Origin of the sequence: Pseudomonas sp. NPDC089407, from assembly GCF_044900445.1 — a bacterium.
Classification (GTDB): domain Bacteria; phylum Pseudomonadota; class Gammaproteobacteria; order Pseudomonadales; family Pseudomonadaceae; genus Aquipseudomonas.
Window position 1 is genome coordinate 55,534 of record NZ_JBJDNB010000035.1, and the last position, 17,562, is coordinate 73,095.

The window sequence follows — 17,562 nt, forward strand, 5'->3', positions numbered from 1 at the left end:
TTACCCGCGACTAAGGCCACACAGATCTCACAGGCTTACCCCCAGCTGTTAGGCTTGTCTGCTCAGAACTACAAGAAACCGCCATGCCGATCATCGGACAGCCCCGTCCCATCCCTGAACTGGACCACCTGCCCAGGCCCCTGTATGCCCGCGCCGAAAGCCTCGGCGCCGGGTCTTGGACCACCCGCCACCAGCATGACTGGGTGCAGTTCTCCTACGCCATCAGCGGCGTACTCGGTGTGTACACCGACGAAGGCAGTTACTTCGCACCACCGCAGTGGGGGGTGTGGATCCCGGCTGATGCCGAACACGAGGTGGTCACTTCGATGCAGGCCGAGATGCGCAGCCTGTATGTGCGCCGTGACGCCTGCCCGTGGGCTGCAGAGCAATGCCGGGTGTTGGAAGTGACCCCGCTGGCGCGTGAGTTGATCAAGCAGTTCTGCCTGTTTCCAGCTGACTACCCGGAGGGCGACAGCGCCGAGGCGCGCTTGGTGGCGGTGTTGCTCGATCAGTTGCGCACCTTGCCGGAGGTCGGCTTTTCGCTGCCGTTGCCCCGCCACCCAAGGTTGCTGGCGCTGTGCAATGGTTTGATCGCCGCACCGGACCAGCCGCAGACCTTGCAGCAATGGGCGCGGGAGCTGGGGTGTTCGGAAAAGACGCTGATGCGGCTGTTCCAGCGTGAAACGGGGTTGAGCTTTCGCAACTGGCGCCAGCGCATGCGGCTGTTGTCGTCGCTGGCGTTGCTGGAGGCGGGGGAGAATGTGACCGAAGCGGCGTTAGGGTGTGGGTACGACTCCACGTCGGCGTACATTGCGGCGTTCAAGCAGCTGTTTGGAGCGACGCCTGGGGAGTTGAAGTTTTAGGGGTGGGTTGCCTGTGCCGGCCTCTTCGCGGCTGAAGCCGCTCCTACAAGGTAACGCGAACCCCTGTAGGAGCGGCTTTAGCCGCGAAGAGGCCGGCACAGGTTATACATCATCAGGTACGGAACCTGCGCACCAGCGCATCCAGCTCATTGGACAACCCGGCCAGGCTCTCCGAGTCCACGCGCGCCGCCTGTGCCAGTTCGGCCACCAGCTGCGCATCGCCGTGAATCTGGCTGATGTGGCGGTTGATGTCCTCGGCCACTTGGTGCTGCTCCTCCGCCGCCGTTGCAATCTGCGTGTTCATGTCGCGAATCACATCCACCGACTCACGGATCTGCCCAAAACTGTCTCGCGCCAAGCCGATGCGGCTCACCGACTGCTGCGAAACCTCCAGGCTGGCATGCATTTGCTCGGCCACTTCGGCCGTGCGGCTGGCCAGGTTGCCCAGCAAACCATCGATCTCTGCAGTCGAGTCCGCAGTACGCTTGGCCAGCGCACGCACTTCGTCGGCCACTACGGCAAAGCCACGGCCCTGTTCACCGGCGCGAGCCGCTTCGATGGCAGCGTTCAATGCCAGCAGGTTGGTCTGCTCGGCAATCGAGCGGATAGTGCCGAGGATCGACTGGATGGCGTTGCTGTCACGTTCCAGCTGCTGGATCGACTGCGCCGACTGCTCGATCTCATGGCTGAGGCGGTCGACACTGTGTACTGCGGCATCGATCTGCTGCTGGCCTTCGCGGGCCTGTTGCTGGCCGCTGTCGGCGGATTGCGCCGCCTGGCTGCAGGAACGGGCGACCTCGTTGGCGGTGGCAACCATTTCGTGGAAGGCAGTGGACACCATGTCCACGGCTTCGCGTTGACGGCCAGCGGCCTCGGCCATGTCGCTGGACACGCGGGTCGAGCTGGTCGAGGTGCTGAGGATCTTGCCGGCGGCCGCACCAATGTGATGGATCAGGCTGCGAATGGCCCCAAGGAACTGGTTGAACCAGCTGGCCAGTTGCGCCGTTTCGTCACGGCCACGGATTTCCAGGTTGCGCGTCAGGTCGCCCTCACCCTGGGCAATGTCTTCCAGGCCATGGGTGACGCTGTTGATCGGGCGCACGATCAGCTTGGCGAATGCCGCGCCGACCACGGCGAACAGCGCCGCCAGCACCACGGCGATGATGCCGATCAGCCAGGTCAGCCGGGTGGTGGTCTGCATCACTTCGCTTTGTTCGATCAGGCCGATCAGGGTCCAGCCCAGCTGTTCATCGGGGTAGATGTTGGCCATGTAGCGCACGCCATCCAGTTCCACCTCGACGAGCCCCTTACCCTGCTTTGCCAGCTCGGCATAACCGTCGCCAAAGCTGGCGAGCTGTTTGAAGTTATGCTTGGCGTCTCGTGGGTCAACCAGCACATTGCCGTTGTTTTCCACCAGCAGCACGTAGCCGCTCTCACCCAGTTTGATCTGCTGAACGATCTCGGTGAGGCCTTTGAGCGAGACGTCGACGTTGACTACGCCGCCGGGGTTGCCCAGCTGGTTGGCGACGGTACGCACAGTGCTGACCAGCACGGCGTCATCGGCAGCCCAGTAGTACGCGCCGGTACGCAAGGTCTTGCCAGGGTTGGCCATGGCCAGTTGGTACCAGGGGCGGGTGCGTGGGTCGTAACTGACAAATTTCTGCCCGGCGGGCCAGCCGACGTAACCGCCGTCGCTCACCCCGTAGGACAGGTAGGCGTAGCTGGGATGCGAAGTGGCCAGCCGGGTCATGAAGTCCAACAGCTTGCTGGCATGGTCACCCAGCTGGTAGTCCGGCGTGGCACTCATGTATTTGTTCAACTCGCCGCCGGTAGCCGCCACCAGCGGCTGTGCTGCCATGTACTCGACGTTCTGGTTGATACCCTGGAAGAAGATGTTCATCGCGTTGCTCACCTGGCGGATTTCCCGGCTGCTGCCGTCAAGGAATCCATCGCGGGCTTCGCCGCGCAGGTTGACCACTACCAGCGTGGCGACAAGGACGATGGGCAAGCCGGCGATGACCGCGAATGCCCAGGTCAGTTTCTGTTTGATGTTCATCGACGCTCCCGGAATTTTTTATTTGTAGACACACGAGGCAGGTAGCTTTTGTGTCGGCAGCTTCCGGGTTTTATGTAGGAAAACGCCCTTATTTGTTGGAGAAAGTCGCAGCTAGTGACTAATCGGTCGCGTTTGGTCGTATATGGCATACCAAAACACGGCGAACGCTTCAATGGCAGCAATTGCGCGCAGCGCCGTTGGCCAGGTCCTTCAGTATCGGGCAGTCGGGTCGGTCGTCGCCCTGGCAATGTGAAACCAGCTCGCTCAAGGTATCGCGCAGGCTCACCAACTCTTCGATGCGCCGGTTCAGCTCATCGACGTGCTGCATGGCCAGCGCCTTCACGTCGGCGCTGGCGCGCTGGCGGTCCTGCCACAGGGTCAGCAGCTTGCCGACCTCTTCAAGGGAAAAGCCCAGGTCGCGAGAGCGCTTGATGAACGCCAGGCTGTGCAAGTCTTCTTCACGGTACAGGCGGTAGCCGCTGTCGCTGCGCGTGGCCGGCTTGAGCAGGCCGATGGACTCGTAGTAACGGATCATCTTGGTACTGAGCCCGCTGCGGCGGGCGGCCTGGCCGATGTTCATGGCGTCTCCTGGGTATCACGGGTGGGCTTCCACGTCTTCAGCCACAGCGCATTGCTGACCACGCTGACGCTGGACAAGGCCATGGCGGCGCCAGCCAGTACCGGGTTGAGGTAGCCCAGCGCAGCCAGCGGGATACCGATCAGGTTGTAGATGAATGCCCAGAACAGGTTCTGACGGATTTTAGCGTAGGTCTTGCGGCTGATTTCCAGCGCGGCAGGCACCAGGCGCGGGTCGCCCCGCATCAGGGTGATACCGGCCGCCTGCATGGCCACGTCGGTGCCGCCACCCATGGCGATGCCGATGTCGGCGGCGGCCAGTGCCGGTGCATCGTTGATGCCGTCGCCGACCATGGCGACCACGCCGTTCTGCTTGAGTGCTGCCACTGTCGCGGCCTTGTCGGCGGGTAGCACTTCGGCATAAACATCGTCGATGCCCAAGGCATCGGCCACCACCTTGGCACTGCCGCGGTTGTCGCCGGTTAGCAGATGGCTGCTGATGTGTTGCGCATGCAAGGTATCGATGGCCTGAGCGGCGCCGGGCTTGAGGCTGTCACCAAAGGCGAACAGGCCTAGCACCCGTGGTTCCCTGCCGCGTTCGATCAGCCACGACAGGGTACGCCCCTCGGCTTCCCAGGCCTGGGCCTTGGCGGCCAGGTCGCCCGGAAGCAGCCCGCTTTCGTCGAGCAGGCGGCGGTTGCCCAACGCCAGCTCGCGGCCTTCGACGCGCCCGGCTATGCCGCGCCCGGTCAGCGATTGGCTGTCGGTAACATTAGGCACGTCCAGCCCTTGCTCGGCACAGGCATCCAGTACGGCCTTGGCCAGTGGGTGTTCACTGCCACGCTGCAGGGCACCCGCCAGGCGGTGCAGGTCGGCGCTGTTGCCATCCTGAGCCTGGCTGTGGACCACCCGTGGGCTGCCGGAAGTGAGGGTGCCGGTCTTGTCGAACACCACGCGGTTGACGGCATGGGCACGCTCCAGCGCTTCCGCGTCCTTGATCAGGATGCCGTGGCGGGCAGCGACGCCGGTACCTGCCATGATCGCCGCAGGTGTCGCCAGGCCTAGGGCACAAGGGCAGGCGATGACCAGCACGGCGACGGCGTTGATCAGTGCGGTTTCCAGCGGCGCGTCGGCCAGCCACCAGCCAACCAGGGTAATCAGTGCCAGTACCAGCACGGCCGGTACGAACACCTGGCTGACCCGGTCGACCAGCTTCTGGATCGGCGCCTTGGCGGCCTGGGCATCTTCGACCAGGCGGATGATGCGTGCCAGCACGGTCTCGGTGCCCAGCGCTTCGGTGCGAACCAACAACCGGCCTTCGCCGTTGATGGCGCCACCGGTGACGCTGTCGCCGGGCTGCTTGGGCACCGGCAGGCTCTCGCCGCTGATCAGGGCCTCATCGGCATGGCTGCTGCCGTCCTCGACCACCCCATCGACCGGGAAGCGCTCGCCGGGTTTGACCAGCACCCAGTCACCGAGGCGCAGCTGGGTGATGGCCACGTCTTCTTCCTGGCCGTCGACCACACGTACGGCGCGCTCCGGGCGCAGGGCCTCAAGGGCGCGAATGGCACTGGCGGTCTGGCGTTTGGCGCGGCTTTCCAGGTACTTGCCCAGCAGCACCAGGGCAATCACCACGGCCGAGGCTTCGAAATACAAATGCGGGGCCATGCCGGCAGGGGCCTGTGCCCATTGATACAGGCTCAGGCCATACCCGGCACTGGTGCCCAGGGCCACCAGCAGGTCCATGTTGCCCGCGCCGGCGCGCACGGCTTTCCAGGCAGCGACATAGAAGCGTGCGCCGAGAATGAATTGCACGGGCGTAGCCAGCAGGAATTGCGCCCAGGCGGGTAGCATCCAGTGCAGGCCGAAGGGCTGCACCAGCATCGGCAGCACCAGCGGCAGCGCCAGCAGCAACGCGGCACCGACGGCCAGGCGCTCATTGCGCAGGCGGCGCTGGGCAGCACCTTGGTCGTCCTTGCCGGCTTGCGGCAGGCTGGCGTTGTAGCCGGCTTTATGTACCGTTTCGATCAGCAGGTTGTCGTCGAGGGCCGCGAGCACCACAAGGTGCGCACGCTCGCTGGCCAGGTTGACGCTAACCTGCTCGACCCCGGGCAACTTGCCGAGGGCGCGCTCTACACGGCCCGCGCAACTGGCGCAGGTCATGCCGCCGACCTGCAGTTCGACGGTGCGGGTAGGCACGCCGTAACCGGCTTCGCGTACGGCGTCGACCAAGGCCTGCAGGCTGTTGGCCGGGGCCTGGACCCGGGCTTTTTCAGTGGTAAGGTTGACGCTGACCTGTTCAGCGCCGGTGACCTTGCGCAGGGCGCGCTCGACCCGGCCAGCACAGCTGGCGCAGGTCATGCCGGAGATCGGCAGGTCGTAGGTGGTGGATGCGGGCATGGCTCTCCTCCTTGGACAGGGCTCCAGCATCAACCTTGCCACGCAGGGAAGGTCAATAGCCCAGATCGGCGCGCTTCAACTCCAGCCCATATTGCCCCATGGCGATGCGGTATTTGTTGATCTGGCCCGCCTGCAGGTTCAAACGCGTGCTGCGTTGGTCCTCGATACCCGCAGCGCAACCTGGCATTTGCCCAGGCAGCAGGCGCAGGCGTACATCCACCGGGCCAGGCGGCAGGTTGAACGAGGTGGACTGTTCCTGGAACACGCGCCCGGAAAGCTGGTCGTTGAGGTACACGCCGATTTCGCAGCTGGTGGCCACCTCCAGGCGCTCCCGGGAAATGATCAGTACGCTGTAGGCCGAGTTGCCCTCGGCGCTGGCCGGTGGCACTGCAGCCAGTGCGCTCAATAGCCCGACGAGGCCCAATGCTGCCCTGAACATGATGAATCTCCTGCTTGCCTGACTTCCCAAAGCGCAGCTTGGCCGACGCGGGCGCGGATTTCCACCCCGTGTGTTGCGGCAGGGCTTGACCTTGCCCTGATGGCAAGCTTGAAACTCGTGGAAAACCTGAAGGAGACAACCCATGCAAGTGTTCAACGTACAAGGCATGACCTGTGGCCATTGCGTGAAAGCCGTGACCCGCGCGGTGCAGGAGCAGGATGCAGCGGCCAAGGTCGAGATCGATCTGGCGGCAAAGCAGGTGCGTGTGCAGAGTGAATTGGCGCAGGAGCAGATTCTGACGGCTATTCGGGATGAAGGTTATCAGGCCGAGGTGGCGTGAGGCCCGGGGCCGCTTTGCGGCCCAATCGCCGGCAAGCCAGCTCCCACCAGTATCGCGTTGGGTCTGAAGGCTATGCAGTACCTGTGGGAGCTGGCTTGCCGGCGATTGGGGCGCGAAGCGGCCCCTTATGTTGCAAATGTTTTCACATTGATAGGGTCCACAGCAGGTAGAATTGCACACTTGCTTAGCCTGCTATGGATTCCTGATGAACCTGCGAATGGTACTCATCCTGGGCGCACTCAGTGCGTTCGGGCCCTTGGCGATCGACTTTTACCTGCCTGCCTTCCCGGCCATGGCGCAGGCGTTCGCCACCGATGAAAAACACGTTCAAGCCACATTGGCCGCCTACTTCCTCGGCCTGTCCATCGGCCAGCTGGCCTATGGGCCGGTGGCTGACCGCTTTGGTCGGCGTATACCGCTGATGTTCGGCGTGACCCTGTTTACCTTGGCCTCCCTGGCCTGCGCCTATGCCCCCAACCTCGATACGCTGGTGCTGGCGCGTTTCGTCCAGGCGCTGGGTGGCTGTGCCGGTATGGTGCTGTCGCGGGCGATCGTGAGCGACAAGTGCGACCCGGTGGCCTCGGCCAAGGTGTTTTCGCAACTGATGCTGGTCATGGGCCTGGCACCGATCCTGGCACCGATGCTGGGCGGCGTGCTGGTGAACGTGGCCGGCTGGCAGTCAATTTTCCTTGCCTTGAGCCTGTTCAGTGCCGGCTGCCTGTTGGCGGTCAGCCTGGGCCTGCCAGAAAGCCTGCCTGAGCACATGCCGCGTCAGCCGCTGTCCGGCGCCTTGCGCCAATACCTGCGCCTGCTGGCTGACCGGGTATTCCTTGGCCATGCCTTGACCGGAGGTATCGCCATTGCCGGCATGTTCGCCTATATCGCCGGCTCGCCCTTCGTGTTCATCAAGCTCTATGACGTGCCGGCCGAGCACTATGGCTGGCTGTTTGGCACCAACGCGGCGGGTTTTATCCTGGTGGCACAGGTAAATGCCCGCTTGCTGGCCAAGCGCGGGCCGGCTTTCCTGCTGGCGCGTGCAGTGTGGCTGTACCTGGTGGCCGGCCTGGTTCTGCTGGCTGTGGCGGCGCTGAAACCAGCGCAATTGTGGCCGCTGCTGGTGCCACTGTTCATCTGCATCGCCAGCCTTGGCTGCATCATCCCCAATGCCTCGGCCTGCGCCATGAGCGGGCAGGGGGCACGGGCTGGCAGTGCCTCGGCACTGATGGGCTGCGTACAGTTCAGCGTTGCCGCAGGTGCGGCGGCCTTGGTCGGGCTGCTGCACGATGGCAGTGCGGTACCCATGGCGCTGGTGATCAGCCTGTGCGGGGCACTGGTGGTCAGTGTCGCGCTGTTGACCCGACGCTTGCAGGCCAAGGCTCCCGCGTGAGCGGGTGAGGTGCCTGCAGGCGGGTTTCCAGCGTGGCGACAAAGGCGCGTGCCTCGGCCTCGCTGCGGAAACTGACCACGTGTTGATCGAGCTCGACCTGCCAGGGACAGGCGGGGTTTCGGCTCGACGCACTGACGATAATTTTCATCGCGGCATACCTCCAGAAGGGGGGAGCGGGTCAAGTGTAGCGCTGGTCTTTCTGGCTGCCATGCCCCACGTCAGCGTTCTGACTGGCGGTTGACGTAACCTGTTTCAGCGCTTTTCCTGCTTGCGGTGCAATGCCGCTAAGCACGCAGAACCTTCGCTTTGATTTGCGCTACTTCGGGAAAGTACTTGTCGGCCACATCTGAAGTTGCAGCAGGTTTTTTTCCTGACGAATGCCCTGTGCCCCTGCCCGGGTATGCCGCAGCGCTTGCTGGCTGGGTTTCGGGCAGGCGGCATGCACTGTTTCTGCACATGCCATGGGTAGGCATACCCAGTGGCTTTTCGGCCAGGGCGCAGCGGTGTGGCGCCGTCTGAATGGGCTTTTTTGCGGCTTATACTCCCACCCAGGCCAGTGCCAGCGAGAGGCGTTTCCCTGCCAGGGTTGGCCATCGCATCCACTCAGTGAACTTGCAGGGAGTTACAGGGACATGAACGCAGCCAGCAGTATCAGCCAGATCGCCAGCCTGATGGCCGACCCCAAGCGCAGTGCCATGTTGTGGGCATTGATCGATGGCACGCCGCGGCTGGCCAATGAGCTCGCGATAATGACCGGCCTGACGTCGTCGTCGGCTTGCGCGCACTTGTCGTTGCTTTCATCGGCCGGTCTGCTAAGGCACGAAGCACGTGGCCGCAAACGTTACTTCCGCCTGGCTACCCCGCAGGTCGGTGCGGCAGTCGAGGCCCTGGCCAGCGTGCAACTGGAAAGTGTCAGGGGCGAGCGGGCCAAGGCGCCGGTATCACCGCTGCCCATGTCGATGCGCCGGGCGCGTCGCTGTGGCGATCATCTGGGCGGGGAACTGGCCAGTGAGTTGTATCACCGCATGGTGGTGGCCGGCTGGCTGGAAGGCAGTGGCCGCCAGTTGATGGTCAGTGATGAGGGGCGGGCGCAGTTGGCCCTGGTGGGTGTTTACATCGACGCGTTGGCGCCACACCAGCAACGTGGTTGCGTGATCTGCCGCTGCACCGAGTGGAATGACCAGGCGCCGCATTTGGGAGGGGTGTTGGGTCAGGCCCTGTTCAGGCTGTTCCTGCAGTCTGGCTGGATGCGCGAGGCCGAGGACACGCGGGCACTGCATATCTCGCCGCTGGGCATCCAGCAGATCAATCGCATAGCCCGCGTGGCGACGTTGCAGGTCGGTTGAACGCAACGCCGCCGCATCAATCAGGCCAGCCGGGCGTCCAGGCTGTTCTGCGCCAGGCGGCGGGCCTGGTCTTCGGTCATGCCCAGGTGTATGTGCAGGGCGTGGAAGTTTTCTGTGACATAGCCGCCGAAGTAGGCTGGGTCGTCCGAATTGACTGTGACCTTCACGCCACGCTCGAGCATGTCGAGGATGTTGTGCTGGCTCATGTGGTCGAACACGCAGAGCTTGGTGTTGGACAGCGGGCACACGGTCAGTGGGATCTGCTCGTCGATGATGCGCTGCATCAGGCGCTCGTCCTCGATGGCGCGTACACCGTGGTCGATGCGTTTGATCTGCAGCAGGTCGAGGGCTTCCCAGATGTATTCGGGCGGGCCTTCTTCGCCTGCGTGGGCAACGGCGACGAAGCCTTCGCTACGGGCACGGTCGAACACGCGCTGGAACTTGCTGGGTGGGTGGCCCATTTCCGAGCTGTCCAGGCCTACGGCAATGAATGCATCACGGAACGGCAACGCCTGGTCGAGCGTCTTGTGCGCTTCATCTTCACTGAGGTGGCGCAGGAAGCTGAGGATCAGGCCACTGCTGATGCCCAGTTGCTTGCGGCCATCCTTGAGTGCCTGGTTGATACCGTTGAGCACCACCTCAAAAGGGATTCCGCGATCGGTGTGGGTCTGCGGGTCGAAGAACGGTTCGGTATGAATCACGTTCTGCGCCTTGCAGCGCTGCAGGTAAGCCCAGGTCAGGTCGTAGAAGTCCTGCTCGGTGCGCAGCACGTCGGCGCCCTGATAATACAGGTCGAGGAACTCCTGCAGGTTGTTGAAAGCGTAGGCACTGCGCAAGGCTTCTACATCGGCCCAGGGCAGGGCGATCTTGTTGCGCTCGGCCAAGGCGAACAGCAGCTCGGGCTCTAGCGAGCCTTCAAGGTGCAGGTGCAGTTCGGCCTTGGGCAGGGCGTTCAACCAATCATACATAGGGGCTTATCTCAATCAGGTACGGTTGCCGCCATTCTACAGGGGCCGGCCGGGCATTGCGCCCGGCCAGGCTGCGACCGGGTGAATCACCAGACCAAGGGTTCGCCCTTGTAGTTGATGAAGCGCAGGCCGCCGTTGCCGCTTTGTGCATTGATCTGGTCGAGCATGCCGCGGGTGCTGGTGTGCACGTCGATCTCGGCGTTTTCGCCACCCATGTCGGTTTTCACCCAACCCGGGTGCATGGCCAGCACGCACAGGTCGGGGCGTTGTTGTTCGACGACGAAGCTGTTGATCATCGAGTTCAGTGCCGCCTTGCTGGCTTTGTACAGGCAGATTTCGCCGCCGTCGGGGATAGTCACGCTGCCGAGGATCGAGCTCATGAAGGCCAGTACGCCAGTGCCTTCGCGGACCTGGCCGACCAGGCGGCGGGCCACGCGGATTGGCGCCACGGCGTTGGTCATGAACAGGTCGCCGATGTCTTTGTTCTGTACGGTTTCAAGATCTTGCGGCAGTGGGCCCATGACCCCAGCGTTGACGAATACCAGGTCGAATACCTGGCCTTGCAGGCGTTGCTTGAGGCCATCGAGTTGGGCGGTGTCGTTCATTTCCAGTTGTTCAATACGCACGCCTGCCACATCCGCCAGGGCGCCGGGCTGCTGCGGGTTGCGCACGGTGGCGGTGATGTTCCAGCCGTCTTCGCCCAGGCGTTGTACCAGACCCAGGCCAAGCCCGCGTGAGGCGCCGATGATGAGTGCGGTTTTTGAGTTAGCCATAGCAACATTCCTTTATCGATTCAGGAAAAAGGAATTGAGCATAGTGCAAAACGGGGGCCGCTTTGCGGCCCATCGCTCCTACAGGAGTACGCGATCCCATGTAGGAGCGGCCTTGTGTCGCGATGGGCTGCAAAGCAGCCCCAGCGATTTCAAGCCTTGCCCACTGTTTGGCTAAAAAACGATCAGCAGTGCCGCGCCCTTGTCCGCCCGGGCGATTCGTCTGTTAGCGCACGGGTTATCCACAGGCTGGTCCACAGTTATTGTGTGCAAGCCCTGGCGGAGGTCGGCAGACTCGTCTGGCCTCGTGCTGGGGATAACTCTCCACCTTTCAGCAGTTTGCAGCTGTCATCAAACAGTGATCAAAATATGATCAAACCTCTGTGGGCCTTGAAACCATTGGCCTACAAGCAAGTGCCCCAAGCTTATCCACAGCCCGGCCCACAGTTGTTGTGGGCAATGTTCAGCGTGCTTCCAGCAAAATCCGCCCACGGCTCAGGTCGGCCAGTTGTTGCTGCAATGGCGCCAGGTGCGCCTCACCCAAGGCAATCAGCAGGTCTACGCCATTGGCTGTGAATTGTTCATCCAGCACCAGGCCATCAACCTCAGCCAAGCGCAGTTTCACCAGCGCCAACTCGCTGAAGCTGCAGCTGCAGGAAAATTCACTTCGCTGCACCAATAGCCGCTTGGGCGCCTGCTGCAGGCATTTGTTGGCGCCGCCACCGTAAGCCCTGGCCAGGCCGCCGGTACCGAGCTGGATGCCGCCGTACCAACGGATCACCAGCACCACCACCTGGTCGCAGTCCTGCGCTTCGATGGCCGCCAGGATCGGCCGCCCGGCAGTGCCACCGGGCTCGCCGTCGTCGCTGCTGCGGTACTGAGCGCCGAGCTTCCAGGCCCAGCAGTTGTGGGTAGCGGCCAGGTCGCTGTGGCGTTCGATGAAACTCATTGCTTCGGTGGGGCTGCTGATGGGCCCGGCCAAGGTGATGAAGCGACTCTTACGGATTTCTTCGCGGTATTCGCACAGGTCGAGCAAGGTAGAAGGCATAAATGACCGTCAGGCAGCCGGCTTGATGCCGCAGCCCTTCAGAATGATGTGGATAAGGTTGTTGCTCGCGTCTTCCATGTCCTGCTTGGTCAGGCGGCTGCGGCCGGTAACCTGGCAGATCTGGGTGGCGAAGTCGGCGTAGTGCTGGGTGCTGCCCCACAGCAGGAAAATCAGGTGCACCGGGTCGACCCGGTCCATCTTGCCGGCCTCCATCCAGGCCTCGAACACCGCCGCTCGGCCGCGGAACCATTCGCGGTAGTCGGCACTGAAGTATTCGGTCAGGCAGGTACCGCCGCTGATCACTTCCATGGCGAAAATCCGCGAGGCTTGCGGGTTGCGCCGCGAGAACTCCATCTTGGTGCGGATGTACTGGCTTAGCGCTTCACCGGGTTCGTCCTCGACGCTCAGGGCGTTGAAGGTGCTGTCCCACAACTCGATGATGTTGCTGAGCACGGCAATGTACAAGCCCAGCTTGTTGGTGAAGTAGTAATGCAGGTTGGCCTTGGGCAACCCCGCCTTGAGGGCAATGGTGTTCATGCTGGTGCCCTTGAAGCCATGGCGGGCGAACTCGTCTTCGGCGGCCTGGATAATGGCCTGCTCGTTTTTCTGGCGGATGCGGCCCGCGGGCTTGCCCGAGGCAGAGAGGCGGTGCGCAGGGACTTCTAGGGTCATGGACGATTCCGTACGGGTCAGTGGCTGCGGCTGTCGGACAAGATTACCTGCCTGTGCCGAAGTGACAAGCATTTGCGGCAGAGACTGGCATCAACGTGTCGCAGCCAGGCTTTCGAGGAAGCTTTCCAGCACCAGGTTGGGCCGCCGGCCTTTGCGCGTTACCCAGCTCAGGCTCAGGTCATAAAAGCGTTCCCGCGGCTTGAGTGCGCGCAAGCGGCCCTGTTGTACCCAAAAGGTAGCGTAATGGTCGGGCAGGTAGCCGATGTAGCGCCCGGTAAGGATAAGGAAGGCCATGCCCTCGCGGTCCGAAGCACTGGCCGTGCAGTTCAGCGCCTGGTAATGCGCCTGGATTTCCGTTGGCAGGCGGAAGGTGGGGGTGATGGCTTCCTGGCTGTTGAGGCGGTCGTCGTCGATCTGCGGGTCATCGGCGTAGAACAGCGGGTGGCCAACCGCGCAGTACAGCAATGAGCGCTCGCTGTACAAAGGCTGGTACTCCAGGCCCGACAGTGGGCTGGTCTGCGGTACCACGCCAACGTGCAGGCTGCCGTCGAGCACGCCATGTTCGACCTGGCTGGGGGCGATCATGCGGATCTGGATGCGCACATCGGGGCCGCGGTCCTTGAGCTCGGCCAAGGCGTGGGTGATACGCATGTGCGGCAGGGTCACCAGGTTATCGGTCAGGCCAATGTTCAGCTCGCCACGCAAATGCTGGTGCAGCCCGTTGACCTCGGTGCGGAAGCTTTCTAGCGCGCTAAGCAGTTGCAGCGCCGAATGGTAGACCTCGCGGCCTTCTTCGGTCAGCGAAAAGCCGGCTCGGCCGCGCTGGCACAGGCGCAGGCCCAAGCGTTGCTCAAGGTCGTTCATCTGCTGGCTGATGGCCGAACGGCCAATGCCCAGCACGTTCTCAGCGGCTGAGAAACCACCACACTCGACCACGCTGCGGTAGATTTTCAGCAGGCGGATGTCGAAATCGCTGACTTGGGCAAGTGGATCGGGGCGTCGGTTCATTAGTTTAGTCACGGCCTGTCTGAAGATTAGAAATGTAGGCTTTTTCAGACTTTATCCGCGTGCCAATTTAGCTGCAACAACATCCATCGTTGCCTAATCGTCTTTCGAGGAACCGCCGATGAACATGCCCGAAACCGCTACCGCCGGTATCGCCAGCCAGCTCAAGCTGGATGCCCACTGGATGCCCTACACCGCCAACCGTAATTTCCAGCGCGACCCGCGCCTGATCGTGGCGGCCGAAGGCAACTACCTGGTCGATGACCAAGGGCGCAAGATTTTCGATGCCCTGTCCGGCCTGTGGACCTGCGGCGCCGGGCACACCCGCAAGGAAATCACCGACGCGGTGACCCGCCAGTTGGGTACCCTGGACTACTCCCCGGCGTTCCAGTTCGGCCACCCGCTGTCGTTCCAGCTGGCAGAGAAGATTGCCGATCTGGTGCCAGGCAACCTGAACCACGTCTTCTATACCAACTCCGGTTCCGAGTGCGCCGATACTGCGCTGAAGATGGTGCGTGCCTACTGGCGCCTGAAAGGCCAGGCCACCAAGACCAAGATTATCGGCCGTGCCCGTGGTTACCACGGTGTGAACATTGCCGGTACCAGCCTGGGCGGGGTCAACGGCAACCGTAAGATGTTCGGCCAGCTGCTCGATGTCGACCACCTGCCTCATACCGTGCTGCCGGTGAACGCGTTCTCCAAGGGCATGCCGGAAGAGGGCGGTATCGCCTTGGCTGACGAGATGCTCAAGCTGATCGAACTGCACGACGCTTCCAACATCGCTGCAGTGATCGTCGAGCCGCTGGCAGGTTCTGCCGGTGTACTGCCGCCGCCGAAGGGCTACCTGAAGCGCCTGCGTGAAATCTGCACCCAGCACAATATCCTGCTGATTTTCGACGAAGTGATCACCGGTTTCGGCCGCATGGGCGCAATGACCGGCTCGGAAGCGTTCGGCGTGACCCCGGACCTGATGTGCATCGCCAAGCAGGTGACCAACGGCGCCATCCCGATGGGCGCAGTGATCGCCAGCAGCGAGATCTACCAGACCTTCATGAACCAGCCGACCCCGGATTACGCCGTGGAATTTCCCCATGGTTACACCTACTCGGCCCACCCGGTCGCCTGTGCCGCCGGTATCGCCGCGCTGGACCTGCTGCAGAAGGAAAACCTGGTGCAGTCCGCCGCCGAGCTGGCGCCGCACTTCGAGCATTTGCTGCACGGCGTGAAGGGCACCAAGAACATCGTCGACATCCGTAACTACGGCCTGGCCGGTGCCATCCAGATCGCCGCCCGTGACGGTGATGCCATCGTCCGCCCGTACGAAGCGGCGATGAAACTGTGGAAGGCGGGCTTCTATGTCCGCTTCGGTGGCGACACCCTGCAGTTCGGCCCAACCTTCAACACCACGCCCCAGGAACTGGACCGCCTGTTCGATGCCGTCGGCGAAACCCTGAACCTGATCGACTGATCTTTCCGATTTTGATGCCCGGCGCGTGATCACCTCGTGCGTCGGCCTCTACCTTCTTTATCTGGAGTTTTGCATGAGCATTGTTCAGCACCTGATTCACGGCGAACTGGTTACCAAGGGTGAGCGCACCGCCGATGTCTTCAACCCGTCCACCGGCCAGGCGGTACGCAAGGTCGAGCTGGCCAGCCGCGCGACCGTGCAGGAAGCGATCGACTCGGCCAAGGCCGCCTTCCCGGCCTGGCGCAACACCCCGCCAGCCAAGCGCGCCCAGGTGATGTTCCGCTTCAAGCAACTGCTGGAGCAGAATGAAGCCCGTATTTCGCAGATGATCAGCGAAGAGCACGGCAAGACCCTGGAAGACGCTGCTGGCGAGTTGAAGCGTGGCATCGAGAACGTCGAGTTTGCCTGCGCCGCGCCTGAAGTGTTGAAAGGTGAGTACAGCCGCAACGTCGGGCCGAACATCGATGCCTGGTCCGACTTCCAGCCGCTGGGCGTGGTTGCTGGTATCACCCCGTTCAACTTCCCGGCCATGGTGCCGCTGTGGATGTACCCGCTGGCCATTGCCTGCGGCAACGCCTTCATCCTCAAGCCATCCGAGCGTGACCCAAGCTCGACCTTGTACATTGCCCAGCTGCTGCTGGAAGCCGGCCTGCCAAAGGGCATCCTCAACGTGGTGCACGGCGACAAGGAAGCGGTGGATGCGCTGATCGAAGCGCCGGAAGTGAAAGCACTGAGCTTCGTGGGTTCGACCCCGATCGCCGAGTACATCTATGCCGAAGGTACCAAGCGCGGCAAGCGTGTGCAGGCCCTGGGTGGTGCGAAGAACCACGCGGTACTGATGCCGGACGCCGACCTGGACAACGCCGTCAGCGCACTGATGGGCGCGGCTTATGGTTCGTGCGGTGAGCGTTGCATGGCCATTTCGGTGGCGGTGTGCGTAGGTGACCAGGTAGCAGATGCGCTGATTGCCAAGCTGGAACCGCAGATCAAGGCGTTGAAGATTGGTGCTGGTACCTCGTGCGGCCTGGACATGGGCCCACTGGTAACTGCCGCTGCGCGTGACAAGGTCGTGGGGTATATCGATGACGGTATTGCTGCTGGCGCCAAGCTGGTGGTCGATGGTCGCGGCTTCCGTGTAGCCGGTAACGAAGATGGTTACTTTGTCGGTGGCACCCTGTTCGACAAGGTGACCCCGGAAATGCGCATCTATAAAGAAGAGATCTTTGGCCCGGTGCTGTGTGTGGTACGGGTGAACAGCCTGGAGCAGGCCATGCAGCTGATCAATGATCACGAGTATGGCAACGGCACTTGCATCTTTACCCGTGACGGTGAAGCGGCGCGCCTGTTCTGCGATGAGATCGAAGTAGGCATGGTGGGTGTGAACGTGCCGCTGCCGGTGCCGGTGGCTTACCACAGCTTTGGTGGCTGGAAGCGTTCGCTGTTTGGTGACCTGCATGCCTACGGGCCGGATGGGGTGCGCTTCTATACCCGTCGCAAGGCGATCACCCAGCGCTGGCCGCAGCGGGCTAGCCATGAGGCTTCGCAGTTTGCGTTTCCTAGTTTGTAAGGGGTGGTAGTGAAGCGGGGAGGCCGAGAGGTCTCCCCGGTTTGTTTTTTGGGGTTGGTTGTTGCGGATGTTGTGGTGGGTGTCTGGGGGGCGATGGGCCTGGCTATAGATAGTGTTGGGTTTAAGAGGTGTCCGCCACAATACATGCAGCGCCTATGAGATCGAGCGCCGCCCGCGCGGCGCTTCGCGGGACAAGCCCGCTCCCACAGTCTGTTTCGGGCCAGTCTCTTCTGTGAGGTCTCCGCTGTCCGCCTGTTTGTCCCTCTCAATATAGAAGGTGTCGCCTCAGCTTTTCTGCAATCCCCAGCCATGCACCCAGGCGCGAGTGCCGATGAGGCAGGAATAACTGGCCCGAAACAGACTGTGGGAGCGGGCTTGCCCCGCGAAGCGCCGCGCGGGCGGCGCTCGATCTCACAGGCGCAGAATGTGTTGTGGCGGGCACCTGTGGGCCGCGACACGGTCTTTTCCCCTATATTTCAAATAAATGAAATTAAAGGTTGACCGGTTTCTGAATCCCCTTATAATGCGCCCCACTTCCAGCGACAACGGAACGACAAACTCTTTGAAATTCAACGAGTTAGCCGATTCGGAAGGCGCTGAAAGGGCTATGATCAAATGATCGCCAGCGGTTGAGAAGAAGGTTGACAGCGGTTTTAA

General features: G+C 62.4%; 17 protein-coding genes and 1 pseudogene. 6 read left to right on the forward strand and 12 right to left on the reverse strand.

Annotated elements, in window-relative coordinates; translation table 11 throughout:
* Positions 1-83: 83 nt before the first annotated feature.
* A complete protein-coding gene (locus ACI2KG_RS23285) occupies positions 84-863 on the forward strand; it encodes an AraC family transcriptional regulator (RefSeq protein WP_404663443.1) in 780 nt (259 codons plus the stop codon).
* 112 nt (positions 864-975) lie between these two features.
* On the opposite strand, the gene ACI2KG_RS23290 is transcribed toward ACI2KG_RS23285, so the two are convergent.
* The 5 genes and pseudogenes from ACI2KG_RS23290 to ACI2KG_RS23310 form a co-directional block, all read right to left on the reverse strand.
* Entirely contained in the window at positions 976-1,743 is a 768-nt protein-coding gene (locus tag ACI2KG_RS23290; RefSeq protein ID WP_404663456.1) for a methyl-accepting chemotaxis protein, read from the reverse strand.
* 90 nt (positions 1,744-1,833) lie between these two features.
* Positions 1,834-2,919: pseudogene (locus ACI2KG_RS23295) on the reverse strand (sensor histidine kinase); the annotation flags it as partial.
* Between the two features lie 169 nt (positions 2,920-3,088).
* A complete protein-coding gene (cueR, locus tag ACI2KG_RS23300) occupies positions 3,089-3,499 on the reverse strand; it encodes a Cu(I)-responsive transcriptional regulator (RefSeq protein ID WP_404663444.1) in 411 nt (136 codons plus the stop codon).
* Positions 3,496-5,895 carry a heavy metal translocating P-type ATPase gene (locus tag ACI2KG_RS23305; protein ID WP_404663445.1) on the reverse strand — a complete coding sequence of 800 codons (2,400 nt, stop codon included), beginning with the start codon at positions 5,893-5,895 and terminating at the stop codon, positions 3,496-3,498. The genes cueR and ACI2KG_RS23305 overlap by 4 nt, the downstream gene beginning before the upstream one ends.
* A gap of 52 nt (positions 5,896-5,947) precedes the next feature.
* A complete protein-coding gene (locus ACI2KG_RS23310) occupies positions 5,948-6,334 on the reverse strand; it encodes a hypothetical protein (protein WP_404663446.1) in 387 nt (128 codons plus the stop codon).
* 142 nt (positions 6,335-6,476) lie between these two features.
* Between ACI2KG_RS23310 and ACI2KG_RS23315 the strand changes: the two genes are divergently transcribed.
* Together ACI2KG_RS23315 and ACI2KG_RS23320 are read left to right on the forward strand one after the other, a co-directional pair.
* Positions 6,477-6,674, forward strand: coding sequence for a heavy-metal-associated domain-containing protein (locus ACI2KG_RS23315; protein ID WP_198751471.1), 198 nt, complete (start codon positions 6,477-6,479; stop codon positions 6,672-6,674).
* Positions 6,675-6,879: 205 nt separating this feature from the next.
* Positions 6,880-8,061, forward strand: a complete 1,182-nt coding sequence (locus ACI2KG_RS23320) for a multidrug effflux MFS transporter (protein ID WP_400619433.1) — start codon at positions 6,880-6,882, stop codon at positions 8,059-8,061.
* Here ACI2KG_RS23320 and ACI2KG_RS23325 read toward each other — a convergent pair.
* The gene (locus ACI2KG_RS23325; RefSeq protein ID WP_404663447.1) at positions 8,012-8,209 is read right to left on the reverse strand and encodes a hypothetical protein; all 198 of its coding nucleotides are present in this window, start codon (positions 8,207-8,209) and stop codon (positions 8,012-8,014) included. The genes ACI2KG_RS23320 and ACI2KG_RS23325 overlap by 50 nt on opposite strands.
* Before the next feature lie 484 nt (positions 8,210-8,693).
* Between ACI2KG_RS23325 and ACI2KG_RS23330 the strand changes: the two genes are divergently transcribed.
* Entirely contained in the window at positions 8,694-9,407 is a 714-nt protein-coding gene (locus ACI2KG_RS23330) for a transcriptional regulator (protein ID WP_404663448.1), read from the forward strand.
* A 20-nt stretch (positions 9,408-9,427) separates the two neighbouring features.
* Here ACI2KG_RS23330 and ACI2KG_RS23335 read toward each other — a convergent pair whose 3' ends face one another.
* The 5 genes from ACI2KG_RS23335 to ACI2KG_RS23355 all read right to left on the reverse strand — a co-directional run bounded on the left by ACI2KG_RS23335 (position 9,428) and on the right by ACI2KG_RS23355 (position 13,873).
* Positions 9,428-10,375, reverse strand: coding sequence for an adenosine deaminase (locus ACI2KG_RS23335; protein ID WP_404663449.1), 948 nt, complete (start codon positions 10,373-10,375; stop codon positions 9,428-9,430).
* 86 nt (positions 10,376-10,461) lie between these two features.
* Positions 10,462-11,148: an SDR family oxidoreductase gene (locus tag ACI2KG_RS23340; RefSeq protein WP_404663450.1), complete on the reverse strand. Its 687-nt coding sequence runs from the start codon at positions 11,146-11,148 to the stop codon at positions 10,462-10,464.
* Positions 11,149-11,608: 460 nt separating this feature from the next.
* Positions 11,609-12,193, reverse strand: coding sequence for an IMPACT family protein (locus ACI2KG_RS23345; protein ID WP_404663451.1), 585 nt, complete (start codon positions 12,191-12,193; stop codon positions 11,609-11,611).
* Between the two features lie 9 nt (positions 12,194-12,202).
* Entirely contained in the window at positions 12,203-12,865 is a 663-nt protein-coding gene (locus ACI2KG_RS23350) for a TetR/AcrR family transcriptional regulator (protein ID WP_404663452.1), read from the reverse strand.
* 90 nt (positions 12,866-12,955) lie between these two features.
* Positions 12,956-13,873: a LysR family transcriptional regulator gene (locus ACI2KG_RS23355; protein WP_404663453.1), complete on the reverse strand. Its 918-nt coding sequence runs from the start codon at positions 13,871-13,873 to the stop codon at positions 12,956-12,958.
* 118 nt (positions 13,874-13,991) lie between these two features.
* On the opposite strand from ACI2KG_RS23355, the gene ACI2KG_RS23360 reads away from it, so the two are divergent.
* A complete protein-coding gene (locus ACI2KG_RS23360) occupies positions 13,992-15,338 on the forward strand; it encodes an aspartate aminotransferase family protein (protein WP_404663454.1) in 1,347 nt (448 codons plus the stop codon).
* A gap of 73 nt (positions 15,339-15,411) precedes the next feature.
* Complete coding sequence (locus tag ACI2KG_RS23365) at positions 15,412-16,905, forward strand: CoA-acylating methylmalonate-semialdehyde dehydrogenase (RefSeq protein WP_201207046.1); 1,494 nt, start codon at positions 15,412-15,414, stop codon at positions 16,903-16,905.
* Positions 16,906-17,316: 411 nt separating this feature from the next.
* Here the strand turns inward: ACI2KG_RS23365 and ACI2KG_RS23370 are convergent.
* A partial coding sequence (locus tag ACI2KG_RS23370; RefSeq protein WP_404663455.1) for a hypothetical protein occupies positions 17,317-17,562 on the reverse strand: 246 nt, incomplete at its 5' end.

What these genes read in the sequence shown, in the direction of transcription:
- ACI2KG_RS23285 (WP_404663443.1), top strand. Translation starts at nt 84, where the DNA reads ATGCCGATCATCGGACAGCCCCGTCCCATCCCTGAACTGGACCACCTG.
- ACI2KG_RS23290 (WP_404663456.1), bottom strand. Translation starts at nt 1,743, where the DNA reads ATGGCCGAGGCCGCTGGCCGTCAACGCGAAGCCGTGGACATGGTGTCC.
- cueR (WP_404663444.1), bottom strand. Translation starts at nt 3,499, where the DNA reads ATGAACATCGGCCAGGCCGCCCGCCGCAGCGGGCTCAGTACCAAGATG.
- ACI2KG_RS23305 (WP_404663445.1), bottom strand. Translation starts at nt 5,895, where the DNA reads ATGCCCGCATCCACCACCTACGACCTGCCGATCTCCGGCATGACCTGC.
- ACI2KG_RS23310 (WP_404663446.1), bottom strand. Translation starts at nt 6,334, where the DNA reads ATGTTCAGGGCAGCATTGGGCCTCGTCGGGCTATTGAGCGCACTGGCT.
- ACI2KG_RS23315 (WP_198751471.1), top strand. Translation starts at nt 6,477, where the DNA reads ATGCAAGTGTTCAACGTACAAGGCATGACCTGTGGCCATTGCGTGAAA.
- ACI2KG_RS23320 (WP_400619433.1), top strand. Translation starts at nt 6,880, where the DNA reads ATGAACCTGCGAATGGTACTCATCCTGGGCGCACTCAGTGCGTTCGGG.
- ACI2KG_RS23325 (WP_404663447.1), bottom strand. Translation starts at nt 8,209, where the DNA reads ATGAAAATTATCGTCAGTGCGTCGAGCCGAAACCCCGCCTGTCCCTGG.
- ACI2KG_RS23330 (WP_404663448.1), top strand. Translation starts at nt 8,694, where the DNA reads ATGAACGCAGCCAGCAGTATCAGCCAGATCGCCAGCCTGATGGCCGAC.
- ACI2KG_RS23335 (WP_404663449.1), bottom strand. Translation starts at nt 10,375, where the DNA reads ATGTATGATTGGTTGAACGCCCTGCCCAAGGCCGAACTGCACCTGCAC.
- ACI2KG_RS23340 (WP_404663450.1), bottom strand. Translation starts at nt 11,148, where the DNA reads ATGGCTAACTCAAAAACCGCACTCATCATCGGCGCCTCACGCGGGCTT.
- ACI2KG_RS23345 (WP_404663451.1), bottom strand. Translation starts at nt 12,193, where the DNA reads ATGCCTTCTACCTTGCTCGACCTGTGCGAATACCGCGAAGAAATCCGT.
- ACI2KG_RS23350 (WP_404663452.1), bottom strand. Translation starts at nt 12,865, where the DNA reads ATGACCCTAGAAGTCCCTGCGCACCGCCTCTCTGCCTCGGGCAAGCCC.
- ACI2KG_RS23355 (WP_404663453.1), bottom strand. Translation starts at nt 13,873, where the DNA reads ATGAACCGACGCCCCGATCCACTTGCCCAAGTCAGCGATTTCGACATC.
- ACI2KG_RS23360 (WP_404663454.1), top strand. Translation starts at nt 13,992, where the DNA reads ATGAACATGCCCGAAACCGCTACCGCCGGTATCGCCAGCCAGCTCAAG.
- ACI2KG_RS23365 (WP_201207046.1), top strand. Translation starts at nt 15,412, where the DNA reads ATGAGCATTGTTCAGCACCTGATTCACGGCGAACTGGTTACCAAGGGT.